16 protein-coding genes are annotated in these 19,406 nt (G+C 74.2%); 7 read left to right on the forward strand and 9 right to left on the reverse strand.

Annotation, left to right across the window (positions count from 1 at the left end; genetic code table 11):
* Window positions 1-325: 325 nt before the first annotated feature.
* On the reverse strand, window positions 326-1,495 hold the full coding sequence (locus ACFY61_RS17345) for an acetyl-CoA acetyltransferase (protein ID WP_389472751.1): 1,170 nt from the start codon (window positions 1,493-1,495) through the stop codon (window positions 326-328).
* 174 nt (window positions 1,496-1,669) lie between these two features.
* Between ACFY61_RS17345 and ACFY61_RS17350 the strand changes: the two genes are divergently transcribed.
* Together ACFY61_RS17350 and ACFY61_RS17355 are read left to right on the forward strand one after the other, a co-directional pair.
* On the forward strand, window positions 1,670-2,941 hold the full coding sequence (locus ACFY61_RS17350) for an acyl-CoA dehydrogenase family protein (protein WP_389472753.1): 1,272 nt from the start codon (window positions 1,670-1,672) through the stop codon (window positions 2,939-2,941).
* Complete coding sequence (locus ACFY61_RS17355; protein WP_389472755.1) at window positions 2,941-3,414, forward strand: nitroreductase family deazaflavin-dependent oxidoreductase; 474 nt, start codon at window positions 2,941-2,943, stop codon at window positions 3,412-3,414. Before ACFY61_RS17350 ends, ACFY61_RS17355 begins: the two co-directional genes overlap by 1 nt.
* 50 nt (window positions 3,415-3,464) lie before the next feature.
* Here ACFY61_RS17355 and ACFY61_RS17360 read toward each other — a convergent pair whose 3' ends face one another.
* The gene (locus ACFY61_RS17360; RefSeq protein WP_389472757.1) at window positions 3,465-4,112 is read right to left on the reverse strand and encodes a TetR family transcriptional regulator; all 648 of its coding nucleotides are present in this window, start codon (window positions 4,110-4,112) and stop codon (window positions 3,465-3,467) included.
* A gap of 336 nt (window positions 4,113-4,448) precedes the next feature.
* Between ACFY61_RS17360 and ACFY61_RS17365 the strand changes: the two genes are divergently transcribed.
* Together ACFY61_RS17365 and ACFY61_RS17370 are read left to right on the forward strand one after the other, a co-directional pair.
* Window positions 4,449-5,291: a VOC family protein gene (locus ACFY61_RS17365; protein ID WP_389472759.1), complete on the forward strand. Its 843-nt coding sequence runs from the start codon at window positions 4,449-4,451 to the stop codon at window positions 5,289-5,291.
* Between the two features lie 113 nt (window positions 5,292-5,404).
* A complete protein-coding gene (locus ACFY61_RS17370) occupies window positions 5,405-7,894 on the forward strand; it encodes a PQQ-binding-like beta-propeller repeat protein (RefSeq protein WP_389472761.1) in 2,490 nt (829 codons plus the stop codon).
* 157 nt (window positions 7,895-8,051) lie between these two features.
* On the opposite strand, the gene ACFY61_RS17375 is transcribed toward ACFY61_RS17370, so the two are convergent.
* On the reverse strand, window positions 8,052-8,723 hold the full coding sequence (locus tag ACFY61_RS17375; RefSeq protein ID WP_389472763.1) for a TetR/AcrR family transcriptional regulator: 672 nt from the start codon (window positions 8,721-8,723) through the stop codon (window positions 8,052-8,054).
* Window positions 8,724-8,841: 118 nt separating this feature from the next.
* Between ACFY61_RS17375 and ACFY61_RS17380 the strand changes: the two genes are divergently transcribed.
* On the forward strand, window positions 8,842-9,336 hold the full coding sequence (locus tag ACFY61_RS17380) for a peptidylprolyl isomerase (RefSeq protein WP_389472766.1): 495 nt from the start codon (window positions 8,842-8,844) through the stop codon (window positions 9,334-9,336).
* Window positions 9,337-9,477: 141 nt separating this feature from the next.
* Here the strand turns inward: ACFY61_RS17380 and ACFY61_RS17385 are convergent, their stop codons facing one another.
* The 3 genes from ACFY61_RS17385 to ACFY61_RS17395 are packed head-to-tail and all read right to left on the reverse strand — an operon-like array spanning window position 9,478 to window position 11,898.
* On the reverse strand, window positions 9,478-10,254 hold the full coding sequence (locus tag ACFY61_RS17385) for an enoyl-CoA hydratase/isomerase family protein (protein WP_389472768.1): 777 nt from the start codon (window positions 10,252-10,254) through the stop codon (window positions 9,478-9,480).
* Window positions 10,251-10,733 (reverse strand): Zn-ribbon domain-containing OB-fold protein, encoded by a 483-nt coding sequence (locus tag ACFY61_RS17390; RefSeq protein WP_389472770.1) that lies wholly within the window; start codon window positions 10,731-10,733, stop codon window positions 10,251-10,253. The genes ACFY61_RS17385 and ACFY61_RS17390 overlap by 4 nt, the downstream gene beginning before the upstream one ends.
* 13 nt (window positions 10,734-10,746) lie before the next feature.
* Window positions 10,747-11,898: a lipid-transfer protein gene (locus ACFY61_RS17395; RefSeq protein ID WP_389472773.1), complete on the reverse strand. Its 1,152-nt coding sequence runs from the start codon at window positions 11,896-11,898 to the stop codon at window positions 10,747-10,749.
* 105 nt (window positions 11,899-12,003) lie between these two features.
* Here ACFY61_RS17395 and ACFY61_RS17400 point away from each other — a divergent pair, with 105 nt between their 5' ends.
* A complete protein-coding gene (locus tag ACFY61_RS17400) occupies window positions 12,004-13,668 on the forward strand; it encodes a fatty acid--CoA ligase family protein (RefSeq protein ID WP_389472775.1) in 1,665 nt (554 codons plus the stop codon).
* Here the strand turns inward: ACFY61_RS17400 and ACFY61_RS17405 are convergent.
* The 3 genes from ACFY61_RS17405 to ACFY61_RS17415 all read right to left on the reverse strand — a co-directional run bounded on the left by ACFY61_RS17405 (window position 13,665) and on the right by ACFY61_RS17415 (window position 17,984).
* Window positions 13,665-14,417 carry a class I SAM-dependent methyltransferase gene (locus ACFY61_RS17405; RefSeq protein WP_389472777.1) on the reverse strand — a complete coding sequence of 251 codons (753 nt, stop codon included), beginning with the start codon at window positions 14,415-14,417 and terminating at the stop codon, window positions 13,665-13,667. The genes ACFY61_RS17400 and ACFY61_RS17405 overlap by 4 nt on opposite strands.
* A 249-nt stretch (window positions 14,418-14,666) precedes the next feature.
* On the reverse strand, window positions 14,667-14,846 hold the full coding sequence (locus tag ACFY61_RS17410; protein WP_389472780.1) for a hypothetical protein: 180 nt from the start codon (window positions 14,844-14,846) through the stop codon (window positions 14,667-14,669).
* 165 nt (window positions 14,847-15,011) lie between these two features.
* Entirely contained in the window at window positions 15,012-17,984 is a 2,973-nt protein-coding gene (locus ACFY61_RS17415) for a BTAD domain-containing putative transcriptional regulator (protein WP_389472783.1), read from the reverse strand.
* A gap of 184 nt (window positions 17,985-18,168) precedes the next feature.
* On the opposite strand from ACFY61_RS17415, the gene ACFY61_RS17420 reads away from it, so the two are divergent.
* The gene (locus ACFY61_RS17420) at window positions 18,169-19,401 is read left to right on the forward strand and encodes an amidohydrolase family protein (protein ID WP_389472785.1); all 1,233 of its coding nucleotides are present in this window, start codon (window positions 18,169-18,171) and stop codon (window positions 19,399-19,401) included.
* The last annotated feature ends 5 nt before the right edge of the window (window positions 19,402-19,406 follow it).

Genomic DNA, 19,406 nt, shown 5'->3' on the forward strand with positions numbered 1-19,406 from the left:
GCGCAGCGACGCGACGAAGGAGCGCCCTTGACAGGGCGGACGGCCCCGGAAGGACGATGGGACGGACGGGCAACCACCCCGACGGATTCAACGCCCCCGGTCCGGTGGGTCCGGCCGCCTCCACCTCCGCCCGGTGTTCGCGGTCCCGTCGCGTGGACCCACCCGCCTTCGTCCCGTTCGCCGTCCGCGCCCCGCCCGGGTGGACCCCGCCGCCCTCGTCCCGTTCGCCGTCCGCGCCCCGCCCGGGCTGGACCCCGCCGCCCTCGTCCCGTTCGCCCTCCGCGCCCCGCCCCGGTGGACCCCGCCGCCCATCCCCGCCCCCCGTTCACCCCCGCCCCAGGACCACCGTCCCCGACGAGCAGAACCAGCCGCCCGTGCCCGAGGCGACGGCGATCTGCGGGAGGTTGCCGTTCGGCTTGCGGACCTGGCCTTCGCCGGCTTCGCCCCGGAGTTGGCGGACGGCTTCGACCAGGAGGAAGAGGCCCCGCATGCCCGGGTGGCAGGCCGAGAGGCCGCCGCCGTCGGTGTTGACCGGGAGCTCTCCGTCGCGCAGCAGGCGGCCCTTCTCCACGAAGGCTCCGCCTTCGCCCTTCGGGCAGAAGCCGAGGTCCTCCAGGGTGACCAGGGTCATGTAGGTGAACGCGTCGTAGATCTGGGCGAGGTCCACGTCGGCGGGGCGCAGCCCGGCCCGTTCGAAGGCGGTCCGGCCGGAGACGGCCGCCGGGGAGACGGTGAAGTCCTCCCATTCCGACATGGTGGTGTGGGAGACGGACGTGCCGGAGCCCAGGACCCACACGGGGGGCTTCGCGCAGTCCTGCAGGTAGTCCTCGGCGGCGAGGAGGACGGCGCAGCCGCCGTCCGACCGGATGCAGCAGTGCAGCTTGGTGAAGGGGTCCGCGATCATCTCGGCGGAGAGGACCTCGTCGACGGTGAGCGGGTCGCGGAACATGGCGTCCGGGTTGGTCGCGGCGTTGGCCCGGGCCTGGACGGCGACCGAGGCCAGCTGCTCCAGGGTGGTGCCGTACTGGTGCATGTGCCGGCGGGCCGCCATCGCGTACTTGGAGATCAGCGTGTGGCCGTACGGGACCTCGAACTGGAGCGGGCCGCGTGCGCCGAAGGAGAGGTTCGAGGTGCGTCGGCGGGCCTTGATGTCGGCGCGGGCCGTGGAGCCGTAGACCAGCAGGACCGCGTTGGCGTGGCCGGCGGCGATGGCGTCGGCGGCGTGTGCGGCCATCACCTCCCAGGTGGAGCCGCCCACGGAGGTGGAGTCCACCCAGGTGGGCCGGAGTCCCAGGTACTCGGCGACCTCGATCGGGGCGAGGGTGCCCAGGCCCGCCGAGGCCAAGCCGTCGATGACCGAGCGGTCGAGACCGGAGTCGGCCAGGGCGCGGCGGGCGGCCTGGGCGTGGAGGGCGTAGGGGGTGGGGCCGTCCACCCGTCCGCAGTCCGAGAGCGCGATGCCGACCACGGCTACCTTGCGGCGTTGGTTGACCATGCGCCGACTATAGATCTGACGGTCAGTCAGAACCATAGTTCGTTCGTCCGGTCCGCGCCCTGCCGTGCCGCGCGCCGCGCCCTGCCGTCCGCCTCCCCCTTCGCTCCGCCCCTGGGCATCTCGCCGCCTCGCGCCTAATATGACGCGCCGTCAGATACGGGGAGGAGCCCGCCGATGGATGCCGCCTTCACCGCGGAGCAGGACGAGATGCGCCGGACCCTGCGCGAGATCCTGGCCAAACGCTGCGGCCCGGACGAGGTCAAAGCCGCCGTGCGCACCGCGACCGGCTACGACCGTGGGCTGTGGACCCGGCTCGCCGAGGAGATAGGGCTGGCGGGGATCGCTGTGCCCGAGGAGTACGGCGGGGTCGGCTGCGGCCCCGCCGACCTGGTGCTGGCCTGCGAGGAGACCGGCCGGGCCCTGTTGCCCTCGCCGCTGCTGGCCACCGCCGTGCTGGTCGCCCCGCTGGTCCGGCGGCTCGGCACGCCCGGCCAGCGGTCGGCGCTGCTGCCGCCGCTGGCGGCCGGCCGGCTGACCGCGGCCCTCGCCGTGCCGGGGACCGCGCTCGCCACCGCCCTCGGGCTGACCGGGGAGGGCGACCACGGGGAATGGGCGGGCGGCGGCCGGGCCGGCGGCGTGCAGGCGCGCCGCGGCGCCGCGGGGGAGTGGCGGCTGTACGGGGAGGCCGCGCAGGTCCTCGACGGGCACAGCGCCGGGCTGCTGCTGGTCGGCGCGCACGCCGGGGGCTTCGCGCGCAGCCGGGCCCTGCTGTTCCTCGTACGGGAGGACGCGCCGGGGCTGTCCCGGGCCCGGCAGGCCGTGCTGGACGAGACCCGCCCCCAGGGCCGGGTGGAACTCCGCGACGTGCCCGCCGAGTTGCTGGGGGAGTCGGAGGAGGCCGAGGTGACGGGGGCGCTGGCCGGCACCGGCCGCACCGCCGCCGCGGTGCTCGCCGCGGAGGCGGTCGGCGCCGCCGACCAGGCGCTGACCCGTACGGTCGGGTACGTCCGGCAGCGCGAGCAGTTCGGGCGGGCGATCGGGTCGTTCCAGGCGGTCAAGCACCGCCTGGCCGACCTCTACGTGCAGGTGCAGGCGGCGCGGTCCGCCGCGTACTACGCCGCCTGGGATCCGGAGCAGGGCCCGCTGGCCCTCGCGCAGGCCCTGGAGGCGCTGCGCGCCGCCTCCGCGGAGGCCGTCCAGCTGCACGGCGGCATCGGCTTCACCTGGGAGCACGACGCGCACCTGTACTTCAAGCGGGCCGCGGCCGACGAGTTGCTCTTCGGCCCGGTCCACCGGCTGCGGGCCCACGCCGCCCACCGGGCGGGGCTCTTCACCGGCGGCGACGTGCTCACCACCGCGGACCCCGCCGACCCCACCGCCGCCGGGCCACAGGCCCAGCCCCAGCCCCGGCCCCAGCCCCGGACCCAGGAAAGGACGGCCGTGTGATGGCTGCCGGCGTCAGGCTCATGCAGAAGGTGTCCTCGACCCTCCTCTTCGCGAAGGTCGCACCGCACTTCGTCCCGGCCCTGGACCGCGCGGTGCACCGGCTGACCCGCGGCAAGGTGATCCTCAGCGCCCGGATGCTGCCCGGGGTGATCCTGACGGCCAGGGGCGCCAGGACCGGGCAGCCCCGGACCACACCGCTGGCGTGCATGCCGGAGGAGGGCGGGACCAGCTGGCTGCTGATCGGCTCGAACTTCGGTCGCCCCGGACACCCCGCCTGGACCGCCAACCTCCTCCGGCACCCGGACGCGGACATCAGCTGGAGGGGACAGGACATCGCGGTCCGGGCGCGGCTGCTCGCCGGTGAGGAACGCGAGGCGGCATGGCGGAAGGTGCTGGAGTTCTGGCCCCCGTACGCGACGTACCAGGCGCGCATCGAGCGTGAGATACGCCTGTTCCGGCTGGAGCGCCGCTGACCACCGCTGACCGCCGCTGACCACCGGAGGGGCGCCGGCCGGCCGGCCGGTTACCTGGTCGGCTTCTTGCCCGTGATGCCGAGGTGGACCAGGAGGGCGAGGTTGGGCTTGAGCTCGGCCTGCTTGACGCCCCAGGTCTGGAAGCCCTTCTGGTGGGAGGCCACCGCGGCGAGCATCGCGACCAGGGAGCCGGCCATGGCCGCCGCGCTGACGTCCTTGTCGACCTTGTTCTTCGCCTGGAGCTCCTTCACCGAATCGGTGAGGGAGTTGGTGACCGAGTTCAGGATCTTCATGCGGATCTTGTAGAACCGCTTGTCGCCCTCGGCCGCGCCGAGGTCGACGACCCGCAGGATCGCGTCGTTGCGGCGCCAGAAGTCCAGGAAACCGTCGACGAGTTCCTCGGCGGCCTGCCATCCGGACTTGCCGACCCAGGAGCGGCCCTCCACGAGGGCGGTCAACTGCGCGCCTTCGGCCGCCATTTGCTCGGCGATCTCCAGGACGGCGCCCTCGACGTCCGGGAAGTACTGGTAGAAGGTCGCGGGGGAGGTGCCGGCCCGTCGGGCGACGTCGATCACCTTGACGTCGCGGTACGGCGAGGTGCTGAGCATCTCGCTGAGGCAGTCCAGCAGCTTCTGCCGCGTCGCCTGACCGCGCCGGCCGGCCACGCGGCCGTCGACGGTTCGTACTTGTCCTGTCATGCCGTCAGCTTACCGAGGGGTGATCGGGGCGCGATTCGGCCGCCTGCAAATGGGGACCCGGCCCGACCGGCCCGGGTGGACGCCGGGTTCCGGGGAGGGCGGCCGGGGCGCGCGGTGGCCGGTTTTCGGCGGTGCGAGGCCTGCTGCGCGGTGTGCCGTCCGCCACTCCGGGGGCCCTCCCGTGTACCGGAATCGCCCGAATAGTCTTATCAACAGGCTGTGGACAAGCGGTCCGGCGGATCATGGCGGGAAGGGCTTCACCATTCCAGGCCGCACCACACGCCCCAGACCGCACGACACCGCGTCCAATCGCGCGAAAACGGAAGGAACGGGCCCATGGCCGGATTCACCGAGGGCACCCCGTGCTGGGTTGACGCCTCCCTTCCGGACGTCGAGGCGGGCAAGCGTTTCTACGGTGAGCTCTTCGGGTGGACCTTCGGGGCGAGCTCCGGCCAGTACGGCGGCTACACCCAGGCGTACAGCCGCGGCCAGAACGTCGCCGCCCTCGCCCCCAAGCCCGACGGCCGCATGCCCACCGTCTGGGGGGTGTACCTCTACACCTCCGACGCGTACGCGGCGGCCGCCCGGATCCGTGCCGCCGGCGGCCAGATGGTCATGGACCCCATGCCGGTCGGCTCCTACGGCACCGCCGCGATGGCCGCGGACCCCGGCGGCGCCGTCTTCGGCCTCTGGCAGCCCGGCACCCACCACGGCTTCGAGGCCAGCATGGAACCAGGCGCCTACTGCTGGACCGAGGTGTACACCCGGGCCCGGGACGCGGTCGACACCTTCTACGCCCAGGTCTTCGGCTACGTCCCCCAGGACCAGGACGACGCCGGCATCGAGTACCGCACCTGGTCCCCGCCCGGCAGCAAGCCCGGACCGGAGACCGCGGTGGTCGGCCGCAGCCTGATCACCGACGCGTTCCCGGAGTACCTGCCGGCCCATTTCCTGGTGTACTTCGCGGTCGCCGACGTGGACGCCTCCGCCGCGACCGTACGGAGGCTGGGCGGCCGGGTCACCGCCGACCCGTTCGACACGCCCTACGGCCGGATCGCCGTGGTCACGGACGACCAGGGCGCGGCGTTCGCGCTCCTCGCCGAGCCGGAGGACGGGCCCGGAACGGCCCCGGCGGCCCGGAGCGGCTCGCGTCCGGAGCCGGAGCAGGCCGGGGCCTGACAGAATCGGGTTGCGCGACCCCGGGCGGCGCCCGGGGGTGAGACGCTGCACGGGCCGGCGGAGGCCGGTGTACGCGGGCCCTGACCGGGTCCGTACGGGGAGGTGTGAGGCGAGTGGTGGAGCAGCTGACGCAGCACGACCCGAGACGGATCGGCCCCTTCGAGGTGCTGGGCCGGCTCGGTGCCGGCGGCATGGGGCTGGTCTATCTCGCACGGTCGGCGTCCGGCCGACGGGTCGCGATCAAGACGGTGCGGACCGAGCTCGCCGAGGACCAGCTGTTCCGGGTGAGGTTCACCCGCGAGGTGGAGGCCGCCCGGGCGGTGTCCGGGTTCTACACGGCCGCGGTGGTGGACGCCGACCCGCGGGCCGCGGTGCCCTGGCTGGCCACCGCGTACGTGCCGGCGCCCTCCCTGGAGGAGATCGTCAACGAGTGCGGGCCGATGCCCGCGCAGGCCGTGCGGTGGCTCGCGGCCGGTATCGCCGAGGCCCTCCAGTCCATCCACCAGGCCGGACTGGTCCACCGCGACCTCAAGCCGTCCAACGTCCTGGTCGTCGAGGACGGCCCGCGGGTGATCGACTTCGGTATCGCCAGCGGCGTCTCGAACACCCGCCTCACCATGACCAACGTGGCCGTCGGCACACCCGCCTACATGTCCCCGGAGCAGGCGAAGGACTCGCGCAGCGTCAAGGGCGCCAGCGACGTGTTCTCGCTCGGCTCCACCCTCGTCTTCGCCGCCACCGGCCACCCGCCGTACCACGGGGCCAACCCGGTGGAGACGGTGTTCATGCTGCTGCGGGAGAGCCCGAACCTGGAGGGGCTGCCGGAGGAGCTGCGCCCGCTGATCGACTCGTGCATGCAGATGGACGCCACCCTGCGGCCCACCCCGGCCGACCTCCAGGCGCAGCTGGCCCCGCACCTGTTCGCCGCCGGTGACGACAGCGGCACCGCGTCGGCGTGGCTGCCGGGCCGGGCCGTCGCGATGATCGAGACCCGGCGGGCCGGGCAGCGGACCACGGCGCCCGGCGGGCACGGCGTCCCGGCCGGACGCGGGCCCGGGCACGGCGGCGGTCCCGGGCACGGCGCCGGTCCCGCCAACGGCCCCGGGCACGGTCCGGGGCACGGAGCCGGGCACGGGGCCGGCCACGGCCGGAACCGGCCCGGGCACCGGCCGCAGGGCGGCGACCCCTGGGCCGACCCGCGCACCGGGCACGCCGCCCCGCCCATGCCGGCGCACCCGCCCGTCGCCACGCCCGCCGGCTCCGGCCGGGCCGCCGGGCAGCCCGCCTCCGGCGAGCCGGTGCGGCTGGGCGCCTCCCCGGTCCCCATCGGCCCCGGCCCCCTGGTGGCCGCGGCGACCACCCCGGCCTCCGCGGACGCGGCGACCGGCTGGATCCGGCCGCCCGGCGGCGGGGTCCCGGCCGCGTCCGGGCCCGCCCCCGTACTGCCCCGGCCCGCCGCGGCGCCGGACAGCGGCCGCTGGCGTCCCTGGCGGTTCCGCATGTCCAACGAGGTGTGGGGCACGCCGACCGTCGCCGGGGACCTCCTCTACGTCACCTCCTTCGAAGTGCACGCCCTGGACGTGGCGAGCGGCCGCCGCCAGTTCAAGACCCGCGACGTGGCCTGGGCGATGGCCGTGTCGGACGGCCGGATCCACGCCTCCGACGGGCCGTCGGTGTACGCGCTGGACGCCGGCGACGGCTCCGAGCGGTGGCGGCTCGCCTCCGACGCCTGGGTGTACGCGCTGCGCGCGGACCGGGGCACGGTGGTCACGGCGACGCGCGGCGGCGGCGTCCAGGCCTACGAGGCTGCGAACGGGCAGAAGCTGTGGGACCTGGGCGGCGCCCAGACCGACTTCGAGACCGCCGACGCGGCGCCCGTGCTGCACGAGGGCACGGTGTACGTGTGGCAGGACGCGCGGCTGCGCGCTCTGGACGCCCGTACCGGCCGCGAGGCCTGGTCCTACCCCGTCGGTGACGCGGCGGCCTGCGGGAACGTACCGGTCCGGGTCACCCCCGCGTCCGACGGCAACGTCTACGTGTCGGCCGGCACCCGGGTCCTGTCCGTGGACCGCTCCTCCGGGCGGGTCCGCTGGCACTTCGAGGCGCCGGCGGTGTTCCTGGCCCCGCCCGCCTTCGCGGCGGGGGCGGCGGTGACGGGCGGCGGGGTGTACCTCGCGGACTACCTGGGCACCGTGTACGCCATCGACGCGGCCACGGGCACGGACCGCTGGCGCATCGCGACCGAGCCGCGGCAGTCCGCGGACCCGGTGGTGGTCGCGGACGGGCACGTCCACCTGGCCTCGGGCAGCGCCCTGTACACGCTGGACGCGGTGACCGGTACGCCGAAGTGGCGGTTCGCCGCGGGCGCGGAGATCAGCGGGGCGCCGGCGGTCGCGGACGGCCGGGTGCACTTCGGCTCCGCCGACCACTGCCTGTACACGCTGGACGCGGCGGGCGGGCAGCTGCGGTGGAAGCTGGCCACGGGGGGCGAGATCGCGGGGTCGCCGGTGGCGGAGGCGGGTGTGGTGTACGCGTGCAGCAAGGACCGCTGCGTGTACGCGCTGGACGCCGCCAAGGGCACCGGCACCCGCACCACCCCCTGACCGGCCCCGCCCGACACCCTGCCCCGCCCCCGCACCCTCGCGCCGCACGCCGGCCCGGGGCTCCCGTCGGGCCCCCTCAAGCGCCGCTCGGGCGGCCGGGCTGGGCCGTGGCCTTGGCCGGCGGGGCCGGGTCGGGCCCGGCGCGGGCCCCGGTGGGTCAGGGGGAGGTGGGGAGTCGGTGGGCGAGGCCGGTGAAGAGGGCCTCCAGGCCGGACTCGAAGCTGCGGTCCGGCGCCGCCGCGTAATCCGCCGCCTCCAGCCGGCTCCGCAGCCGCGGGAACTCCATCGCCGTCCGCCGCGCCGCATCCATCGTGTCCTGCAACCGCTGCGCCGCGTCCTGCCCGTCCTTGCCGAGCTGCCGCTCCAGCGAGGCCGTGGCCGCCTGCCCGAGGCTGTTGCCGAGCACGTACGTGAACACGGCGGCGGCGGCCCGGTCGGCCTCCTCGCCCACGAACCCGGCGGCCTCGTACACGGCGAGGCTGTGGTCGTCGTGGCGGGCCTTCCCGGGCCCGTGGAAGAGGTGCGAGGCGAAGGCCTGCACCAGCCAGGGGTGCCGGCCGAACATGGCGTGCAGGTCGATGGCCATGGCCATGCCGGCCGTACGCCAGTCGACCGCGTCGAGGTCGGGGAGCCGGATCTCGTCCCACACCCGGTCCCCGGCGAGCACCACCAGGTCGTCCTTGTTCTTGACGTGCCAGTAGACGGCGGTGGCGGCCGAACCGAGTCGCCGGCCCAGGCTGCGCATGTTCAGCCCCTCCAGACCGTCGGCGTCCAGCAGCTCGATCGCCGCGGTGACGATCTGTTCACGGGTGAGGGTCTCGCGTGCCATGGGGATCACCATAGGCCAGCGCCGACACGCTTGCACAGCGTTCAATCCGACCCGCGAAACGGACCGGTCCCGGCCCCGCCGAGCTGCGCATCGCACCGGGAGTGACAGGATGGGACCCATGAGCAACGAAAACGTTTACTTCGACATCAACATCGACGGCGAGCCGGCGGGCCGGATCGTCTTCAAGCTCTACGACGACGTCGTCCCGAAGACCGCGCAGAACTTCCGCGAGCTGGCCACCGGCAAGCACGGCTTCGGCTACAAGGGCTCCCCGTTCCACCGCGTCATCCCGGGCTTCATGCTCCAGGGCGGTGACTTCACCAACCAGAACGGCACCGGCGGCAAGAGCATCTACGGCGAGAAGTTCGCCGACGAGAACTTCCAGCTGAAGCACGACCGCCCGGGCCTGCTGTCGATGGCGAACGCCGGCCGCAACACCAACGGCTCCCAGTTCTTCGTCACCACCGTCGTCACCGACTGGCTGGACGGCAAGCACGTCGTCTTCGGCGAGGTCGTCGAGGGCATGGACGTCGTCAAGACGATCGAGTCCCACGGCTCCAGCTCCGGCCGCCCCTCGAAGAAGATCGAGGTCGCCGACTCCGGCACCCTCTGAGGCTGAGCCCGTCCCGTCCCGGGCCGGCCGAAGCCGAGTCCGGGCCGCCTCGAAGCGGCGGGACGGCACGGGGCCCCCGCCCGGACCGGGCGGGGACCCCGTCCGCGCCCGACGGTGCCGGCCCGCCGCGGCCGCCCCGGCTCAGCGGAGGCGGAAGTCGGCCCCCGGCCGGCGGTTCGCGAACAGGGTCGCCTGGCGGTCCGGCGGCAGGTTGCCCAGGGCGATCAGTTGCGGGGCGCGGTCGAGGGCCTGCTGGAGGGCGGTCTGCTTGGCCGACCAGAGGGCCCGTACGGTGCCCTGCACCGCCTCCGTGGGGAAGCCCGCCAGGGTCTCGGCGGTGCGCAGGGTGGCGGGCAGCAGGTCCGCGGGTTCGGCGAGCTCGGAGACGAGCCCGATCTCGTAGGCCCGCCGGGCCGAGACCCGTTCGGCCGTTCCCATCAGTGACATGCGCGCGGCCTCGCCGAACGGCATCCGCTGCGCCATGTAGACGGCCTCGTAGGCGCTGACCATGCCGTAGGTGGTGTGCGGGTCGAAGAAGGTGGCGGTGGTGGCGGCGACGACGAACTCCGACTCGCCGAGCAGGTAGAACGCGCCGCCGCAGGCCATGCCGTTGACCGCCGAGACCACCGGCTTCCACAGGTCGCCGGCCTTCGGGCCGATGCCGGCCAGGGGGTCGTCCACCGAGTACGGGGAGTCCGGCTGGGGCACCTCGGCGGAGCGGTCGATGCCGGTGCAGAAGGCGGCCCGGCCGGCGCCCGTGAGCACCACCGCCCGTACGGCGGGGTCGTACCTGAACTCGCGCCAGGTGTCGGTCAGTTCCGCGGCCGTGGTCAGGTCGATGGCGTTGTGGCGGGATTCCCGGTCCAGGGTGACGACGGCGACGCCGGTCGCCTTGTCGCGTTCCACCGTCAGGCTCACGACTTCTCCAGCAGCCAGCGGGGCACGGTCATCCCGTCCACCTCGGTGAACGCCACCTGCACCTTCGCGCCGATCCGCAGCCGTTCGGGGTCGACCGAGTCCAGGGGCGCGTCCGGTTCGGCCACCAGGTTGCCGGCGAGCCGGATGTGCGGGGCCTCGGCCAGTTCCACCAGGACGACGTTGTAGGGCGCCCGGGCCGCGTACGCGGGCAGCAGCGGCGGGTGGGGCCGTACGTACGACCAGATGCGGCCGCGGCCGCTCATGGGCCGCCAGGTGGAGGCGAAGGACTGGCAGTGCGGGCAGCAGGGGCGGGGCGGGAAGCGGAGCCGGTCGCAGTCGGCGCAGGCCTGGATGCGGAGTTCGCCTCCGGCGGCGTACTCCCAGAAGGGGCGGCCGTCCTCGTCGGGGACGGGCAGGAGCAGCCCCCCGGGGGTGGTGCCGGTGCCGGCGTCGGTGTCGGCGTCGGTGTCGGGGTTCATGGTGGGCGGCTCCTCAGGCTCGGAGAAGGATCGCGGAGGTGGGGACGCCCTCCCCGGCGGTGACCAGGCAGGTCGTGGCGTCGGGGACCTGGGCGGTGCTGGTGCCGCGGAGCTGTTTGACGCCCTCGTTGATCAGGTTGAAGCCGTGCACGTAGGCCTCGGAGAGGCCGCCGCCGCTGGTGTTGAGGGGGAGCCGGCCGCCGATCTCCAGGGCGCCGCCCTCGGTGAAGGCGCCGCCCTCGCCGCGCTCGCAGAAGCCGTAGCCCTCCAGGGAGAGCGGGATGAGCGGGGTGAAGGCGTCGTAGATCTGGGCGACGTCCACGTCGGCCGGGCCGAAGTCGGCCTGCTTCCAGAGGTGGCGGGCCGCGGTCCAGGCCGGGCCGGACAGGGGGTCGTCGTTCCAGTAGTTGACCATGCCGTGGTGCTGGGCGGGCAGGCCCTGGGCGACGGAGTGGACGTAGACGGGTCTCTGCCGGCAGTCGCGGGCGCGGTCGGCGGAGACGACGACGCAGGCGAGCGCGCCGTCGGTCTCCAGGCAGTTGTCGAAGAGGCAGAGGGGTTCGCTGATCCAGCGGGCGGTCATGTACATCTCGCGGGTGAGTGGCCGGTCGTACATCATCGCGTCGGGGTTCTGGTTGGCCCGGTTGCGGCAGGCGAGGGCGACGTTGAAGAGGTGGTCGCGGGTGGCCCCGTACTCGTGCATGTAGCGGCGGGCCAGCATGCCTATCTCGTCGGCGGGGCGGAGCAGCCCGAAGGGGCGGGTCCACTGGCCGGGGGTGGGGAGCTGGACGGTGGTGTTCTTCCAGGGGCGGGGGCCGCTGCCGCGTTTGCGGGAGCGCCAGGCGACGCCGACGGAGGCCTGTCCGGTGGCGATCGCGGCGGCGAGGTGGCCCACGGTCGCGCAGGAGCCGCCGCCGCCGTAGCCGACCTTGGAGAAGAACGTGACGTCGCCGGCGCCGACGGCCTTGGCGACCTCGACCTCGTCGGTCTCCTCCATCGTGTACGAGGCGAAGGCGTCGACCTGCGAGGGTTCGATCCCGGCGTCGTCGAGCGCCGCGAGGATGGCCCGGCAGGCGAGTTCCTTCTCGGTCTGCGGGAGTCGCCTGGCGAAGGCGGTCTGCCCGATCCCGACTATCGCCGTGGCGTCCTTGAGTGTTGCCGCCATCGCTCCACCTCCGAAGCGTGCACCAGTGCTGACAGCGGCGAAGGCTACCGCTAATCTGACGGATAGTCAGCTACCGGTGGGCGCGTACGGACGCGGAGGTGGGCGATGGCCGGCGAAGAGCGGGGCGACCTGCGGTGGGGCAGCATTCCGGGCCTGGTCCGGGCGGCGGCACAGCAGTACGCCCGGCGCGAGGCCGTGGTCGACGGCCGCACCCGGATCACGTACGCCGAGCTCGGCGAGCGCGTCGAACGGGCCGCGGCCGGGTGCGTCGCCGCAGGCGTCGAGCCGGGCGACCGCGTCGCGGTCTGGGCGCCGAACACCCTGGACTGGATCGTGTCCGCGCTCGGCGCGGTCTCGGCCGGAGCCGTGCTGGTCCCGCTCAACACCCGCTTCAAGGGCGCCGAGGCCGCGTACGTGCTCCGCCGGAGCAGGGCCCGGCTGCTGTTCGTCACCGGCACCTTCCTCGGCACCTCGTACGTCGCCTCCCTGCGCCGGGCCGCCGGCGCAGGACCGGAGGAAGGACGGGGCGGCGGACCGGGCGCCGCACCGGGCGACGCACCGGGCGGAGGGCCGCTGCCCGGACTGCCGGACCTGCGCGAGGTCGTCGTACTCGCCGAGGACGCGCCCGAGGACTTCCGCACCTGGAAGGACTTCCTGGCGGCCGGCGAGGGCGTCCCGGCCGACGAGGTCCGCGCCCGCGCCGGGACCGTCCGCCCGGACGACCCCTCCGACGTCATCTTCACCTCGGGCACCACCGGCAGCCCCAAGGGCGCGGTCATCACCCACGCGCAGACGCTCCGCTGCTACGCGATCTGGAGCGAGCTCGCCGGCCTGCGCGAGGGCGACCGCTACCTGATCGTGAACCCGTTCTTCCACACCTTCGGCTACAAGGCAGGGATCATCGCCTGCCTGATGCGCGGGGCCACGATGGTCCCGCAGCCCGTGTTCAGCGTGGACACCGCCCTCGCCAACATCGCCGCCGAACGCATCTCCGTCCTGCCGGGACCGCCCACGCTCCACCAGTCGCTGCTCGACCACCCGGCCCGCGCCGCACACGACCTGTCCACGCTCCGGCTGGTGGTCACCGGTGCGGCCGTGGTCCCCCTCCAGCTCGTGGAGAGGCTCCGCGGGGAGCTGGGCATCCCCACCGTGCTGACCGCGTACGGGCTCTCGGAGGCCGGCGGGATCGTCACCATGTGCCGGCGCGGCGACCCCGCCGAGACCGTCGCCGCCACCTCGGGCCGGGCCATCCCGGGCACCGAGGTGCGGGTCACCGGACCCGACGGCGAGCCGCTGCCGCCCGGTGCGGCCGGCGAGGTCCACGTCCGCGGGCACAACGTGATGCGCTGCTACTACGAGGACCCCGGGGAGACCGCCCGCGCGATCACCGGCGACGGCTGGCTGCGGACCGGCGACATCGGCGTCCTGGACGCCTCCGGGAACCTCAGGATCACCGACAGGATCAAGGACATGTTCATCGTGGGCGGGTTCAACGCCTACCCGGCGGAGATCGAGCAACTCCTGGGCCTCCACCCGGACATCGCGGACGTCGCGGTCGTCGGGATCCCCGACCCGCGCCTGGGCGAGGTGGGCAAGGCCTACGCGGTGCGCCGCCCCGGCTCGACCCTGACCGCCGACGACCTGATCGCCTGGTCCCGGCGGGAGATGGCCAACTACAAGGTGCCGCGGGAGGTGGAGTTCGTCACCGAACTCCCGCGCAACGCAAGCGGAAAGGTCCTGAAGACGGAGCTGCGCGCCCGGACCGGCTAGGCGGGGCCGGGGCCCGGCTTGCGGGCCAGGAGCAGCCGCCACCGCGGAGTGCCGTCCGGGCGGTGGCCGAAGTGGTGCAGGGGGAGGGTCTCCACCGTGAAGCCGGTGCGGTGGAGGTCCTCCCGGACGCCCCCGAAGGGGAACGTCCGGTAGTACATGACGAACGCCGGCCGCCACAGCGCGTTGCGCACCCGCATCACCGCGTCGAAGCCGGCCGTCAGCCAGAACCCCGGTGAGGTGAGGGGCTGCGGGGCTCCGATGGGGAACGCGAACACCCCGCCGGGCCGCAGGGCCGCGTGGACGCCGCCGAAGAGGGCGGGGCGTTCGTCCGGCAGGAAGTGGCCGAAGGCGCCGAAGCTGACGGCGAGGTCGTAGGAGCCGGCCAGCGCGGGTGGCAGGGCGCGGGCGTCGGCCCGTACGAAGTCCACCGCGGGTCCGGAGCCGGTGGCGGTGTGGCGGCGTTCCGCTTCCGCGAGCATGCCGGCGCTGAAGTCGACGCCGGTGACCCGGTCCCGGCACAGCCGCCGCAGCATGCCGGTGGCCGCGCCGGTGCCGCAGCAGACGTCCAGTCCGGCGCCGAAGCCGCCCTCGTGGCGGGCGAGGGTCTCCTCGACGGCGTCGAGCATCCGGTCCGGGGTGCGGAACGGGGTCCGGTCGAACTTCGGGGCGAGCAGGTCGTAGCCCCGCTGGGTGGAGGACAGGGCCTGCACGGCCAGCTCGCGCACGCTGGGTCCCTGGGGAGCGAACATCTCCTCACCTTAGGGCAGCGCCCCCGTCCGGGGCCGCCCGGTGCCGGGCGGGCACGCGTGCGCGGCGGCCCCGGTGGCTCCCCCTCCGGGCCACCGCGACCGCCGCTCCCCCGTGTTCCCCCCGTGTCCCCCGTGTTCCCCCCGTGTCCCCCCGTTCCCCCCGGTGGTCACCCCCGTTCCCCCGTGGGCCCCCCGGTGTTGCCCCCGTTCCCCCGTGGTCCCCCGGTGTCCCCCCGTCCGTCCGCGTCGTTACGGGCGCGGTCCGGTGGCGTGGTTGTCCAGGGTCTGGATCTCCTCGCCGGCGTCCTGCGTGGTGGCAGGGGCGCCCGTGGCCTGGGTGTCCAGGGGCTTGATCTCGACGCCCGTGGCGTGGTTGTCCATCGGCTGGATGTCGCCGTCGTTCGGCTTCGCGTTCTCGGTCGTCGTCATCGTCACTCCTGAGGGTTGGGCCGGTACCCGTTCGGCGATTCCCCCGCGGACCGCCGAACGGGTCTTCTGGTCCGGCCCGGGTGCCCCCCGGCGCTTCGGGCCGATGACTTCATCATGTCCGAAGGCGATAAACGAACGATGAACGCCCCCGTTCACGGCGCGGGCTCAGGCGGCCACCTCGGACGCCAGCAGCGCCCGGACCTCGCTGAGTTCGGCGGAGCCCAGCTGCTCGAAGACGGTCTGCGCGTCGGTCCAGCAGGCCCGGGCGCGGTCGATCTGCCCCATCCGGTGCAGGGCCCGGCCCAGCACCATCACCACGCAGGCCCGCCGCCACTCGCCCCCCATCACCCGCAGCGCGATGGCCTGTTCGGCGTGGGAGGCGGCGAGCGTGGCGCGTCCGGCGGCGAGGTGCGCCTCGGCCAGCCGGTAATGGGTGATGCCCTCCCACAGCGGCTGCCGGTTGTCGCGGAACAGCGACAGGGCCTGGGTGAGCTCGTCCATGGCCTCCTTCAGCCGGCCCGCCTGGACGAGGACGATGCCCAGCGCGTAGCGGCCGTTGGCCAGGCGCAGGGTCAGGCCCATGCGGTCGTAGATGGCGATGCCCTGCTCGGCCAGGTCGATGGCGCAGGGCAGCCGGCCCAGGGCGGCGAGGACGCGGGACAGGTTGCACAGGGCGCTGGCCTCGCCGACCTCGTTGCCGTCGGCGCGGAAGTGGTCGATGGCCTCCAGCAGATGGCGCTCGCCGTCGGCGTACCGGCCCTCGTAGAGGGCGATGATGCCGCGGTCGTTCGCGGCCCAGCAGGTGGAGAGGGCGTCGCCGGTCGCACGGGCCAGTTCGCCGGCCCGGCGGCCCTCCCCGTCGGCCTCGGTGAACCGGCCCGCGACCAGGTGGACGTTGGTGAGTATGGTGCGGGCCCGGCCCTCGGCATACGGGTCCGCGGCCGACCGGGCGGCCTCGCACAGTGACACCGCGGCCGACTCGTACTGCTTGGAGTTGGCCCCGGACTCCAGCAGGTCCTTGGCGGCGAGCAGCAGGTCGGCGGCCCGGCCGAGCGCGCCGGCCTCGCCGCCGGTGCGGGCGGCGGCCTGCCGTACGCAGGCGAGGAGGGGGTTGGCCTCGGCGTAGAGCCAGTCCAGGGCGGCGTGGCGGTCGGCGAAGTCCAGGCCCGGGTAGCGGCCGGCGGCCAGGTGGGCCACGAGCCGGTCGCCGGGGCGTTCGAGGGCGTACACGCGGGTGGCCGTGGCGAGGTAGAAGTCGAGCAGCCGGGAGAGGGCGGCGTCGCGTTCGGCCGGCGGCTGTTCGTCGCGTTCGGCGCAGGCACGCGCGTAGAGGCGGACGAGGTCGTGGAAGCGGTAGCGGCCGGGGGCGGCGGACTCCAGGAGGGAACAGTCGACGAGGGCCTCCAGGAGGTCCTCGGTGCTGTGCTCGGGAAGGTCCAGGGCGGCCGCGGCGGCGGACAGGGAGATGTCGGGGCCGTCGGCGAGGCCGAGCAGCCGGAAGGCGCGCTGCTGGGCGGGTTCGAGCTGGCCGTAGCCGAGTTCGAAGGTGGCCTTGACGGCGAGGTCGCCGGCCTGGAGCTCGTCCAGCCGGCGGCGTTCGTCGGCGAGCTTGGCGGCGAGGACGGAGACGGTCCAGGTGCGGCGGGCGGCGAGCCGGGAGGCGGCGATGCGGATGGCCAGCGGCAGGAAGCCGCAGGCGCCGACGACGTCGAGTGCGGCCTGGCGTTCGGCTCCGACGCGTTCCTCGCCGACGATCCGGGTGAACAGCCGCAGCGCCTCCTCGGGGGACATCACGTCGAGGTCGACGAGGTGGGCGCCGGCCAGCCCGGCCATCCGGACACGGCTGGTGACCAGCGCGGCGCAGCCGGCGGTGCCGGGCAGCAGCGGGCGGACCTGGGCGGCGTCCCGGGCGTTGTCGAGCAGGACGAGGACCCGGCGGCCGTCGAGGGTGGAGCGGTAGAGGGCGGCGCGTTCGGCGGCGGAGTCGGGGATGGCGGTGTCGGGGGTGCCGAGGGCGCGCAGGAAGGAGCCGAGCACGGCGACGGGTTCGGCGGGGCGGGGATCGGTGCCCTGGAGGTCGACGTAGAGCTGGCCGTCGGGGAAGTGAGGGCGGGCGGCGTGGGCGACGTGCACGGCGAGGGTGGTCTTGCCGACTCCGCCGATGCCGGCCACCGCGGAGACGGCCATGACCTGGCCGTCGGCGTGGGCGAGTACGTCGGACAGTTCGCCGACGAACCCGGACCGGCCGGTGAAGTCGGGGATGGTCGCGGGGAGCTGTGCGGGCCGGACCTGGACGGGGGCGGCCGCCGGGGCCGGGTCGGCGGCGCGGGCGAGTTCGGCGTCGGCGCGCAGGATCCGCTGCTGGAGCTCGGCGAGTTCCGGGCACGGGTCGACGCCGAGTTCGTCGGCGAGGAGGCGGCGGGTGTCGGCGTACACGGCGAGGGCCTCGGCCTGCCGGCCGCTGCGGTAGAGGGCGAGCATGAGGAGCTCGCGGAGGCGTTCGCGCAGCGGGTGGGCGGCGGTGAGCGCGGTCAGCTCGGAGACGGCTTCGGCGTGCTGGCCGGTCTCGAGGTCCAGGTCGAGCCTGGTCTCGAGGAGGGTCAGCCGCCATTCGGAGAGCCGGGTGCGTTCGGTCTCGGCGTACGGGCCGGGGACGCCGGCCAGGGGTTCGCCGTCCCACAGGTCCAGGGCGCGGGCCAGGAGGGTGCGGGCCAGGGCCCGGTCGCCGGCGGAGCGGGCGGCTTCGGCGTCGGCGGCGAGGGTGCGGGCGACGCCGAGGTCGAGGGCGGCGTCGGTGCCGAGGCGGATGGCGTAGCCGCCGGACTCGCTGACCAGGCTGCCGGGGTCGAGGACCTTGCGGAGCCGGGAGGCGTAGGTGCGGATGGTGGCCAGGGCCTGCGGCGGCGGGTCCTCGCCCCAGATGGCGTCGATCAGTTCGGGTGCGGTGGCGGTGCGGCCGTCGCGGAGCAGCAGGGCGGCGAGGAGGGCGCGCTGCTGGGGGCTCCCGGAGGCGAGGGGCTCGGTGCCGCGCCAGGCGCGGATGGGGCCGAGGACGGCGAAGCGGGAACCTGCCGGTGGGGCGGGGTGGGCTCCTTCGGGGCCGGTGCGCTGCGGCGGGACGGCGGGCATGCCTTCCATCTGATTCCCCCTCCCTGGGCCTGTGTTCGGCGGGTGTGGTTGTCGGGCTGTCGTCTCATCGGGCCGGTGCAACGGTCAGTCTGCCCTGTTTGGGGCGAGCACGGCAGCCCGCCCGGGCCCAGCTGTGTACCGAGCGCGTCCCAACTAGCTGACGGTTCGTCAGATCGGCGCTACGGTGGAGGACATGGAGAGCTTCCCGAAGATCATCTCGGTGGACGACCACACGGTTGAACCCCCGCACGTCTGGCGGGACCGGCTCCCGTCCAGGTACCGGGACACCGGCCCCCGCGTCGTCCGGGCACCGCTGAAGGAAATGACCTTCCTGGGCGGCAAGTTCGCCCCGGTCATGGGCGCCAAGGGGGACGACGGCCCGATCGGCGACTGGTGGGTGTACGAGGACCTCCACCGCCCGCTCACCCGCCTCGACACGGCCGTCGGCTACGACCGGGACGAGATCAGGCTGGAGGTCATCACCTACGAGCAGATGCGGCCCGGCTCCTACTCGGTCCCCGACCGGCTCGCCGACATGGACGTCAACCACGTCCAGTCCGCGCTCTGCTTCCCCACCTTCCCCCGGTTCTGCGGCCAGACCTTCACCGAGGCCAAGGACCGCGAGCTCGGGCTGCTCGGCGTACGCGCGTACAACGACTGGATGGTGGAGGAGTGGTGCGGGCCCGAGGCCGCGGGCCGGCTGATCCCGCTCACCCTCGTCCCGCTCTGGGACGCCCGCCTCGCCGCCGCCGAGGTGCGCCGCAACGCGGCCCGCGGCGTACGGGCCGTGGCCTTCTCGGAGATACCCCCGCACCTGGGGCTCCCCTCGATCCACACCGACGACTGGGACCCCTTCCTCGAGGCCTGCGACGAGACCGGCACGGTCATCGCCATGCACATCGGCTCCTCGTCCCGCATGCCGTCCACCTCGGCCGACGCCCCGCCCGCCGTCGGCTCCACCATCACCTTCGCCAACTGCTGCTTCTCCATGGTCGACTGGCTGATGAGCGGCAAGTTCGAGCGCTTCCCCAACCTGCGGATCATGTACGCGGAGGGCCAGATCGGCTGGATCCCCTACGTCCTGGAGCGGGCGGACGTGGTCTGGCAGGAGAACCGCGCCTGGGGCGGCGTCGCCGACAAGGTCACCCGGCCCCCGTCCGAGCTGTTCGCCGAGCACGTCTACGGCTGCTTCTTCGACGACGCCTTCGGGCTGCGCAACCTCGACGCCATCGGCGTGGGCAACGTCCTCTACGAGACGGACTACCCGCACTCGGACTCGACCTGGCCCGAGTCCCGAGAGGTGGGCGAGGCGCAGATGGGGCACCTGGCCCCCGACGTGGTGGACCGGATCGTCCGGGGCAACGCCATCGAACTGCTCGGGCTGACCCCGGACGGGCTCTGGGCGGGCCCCGGCGGCGGCGCGTAACCGCA

It is taken from the genome of Streptomyces sp. NPDC012888, from assembly GCF_042900645.1.
GTDB lineage: Bacteria > Actinomycetota > Actinomycetes > Streptomycetales > Streptomycetaceae > Streptomyces.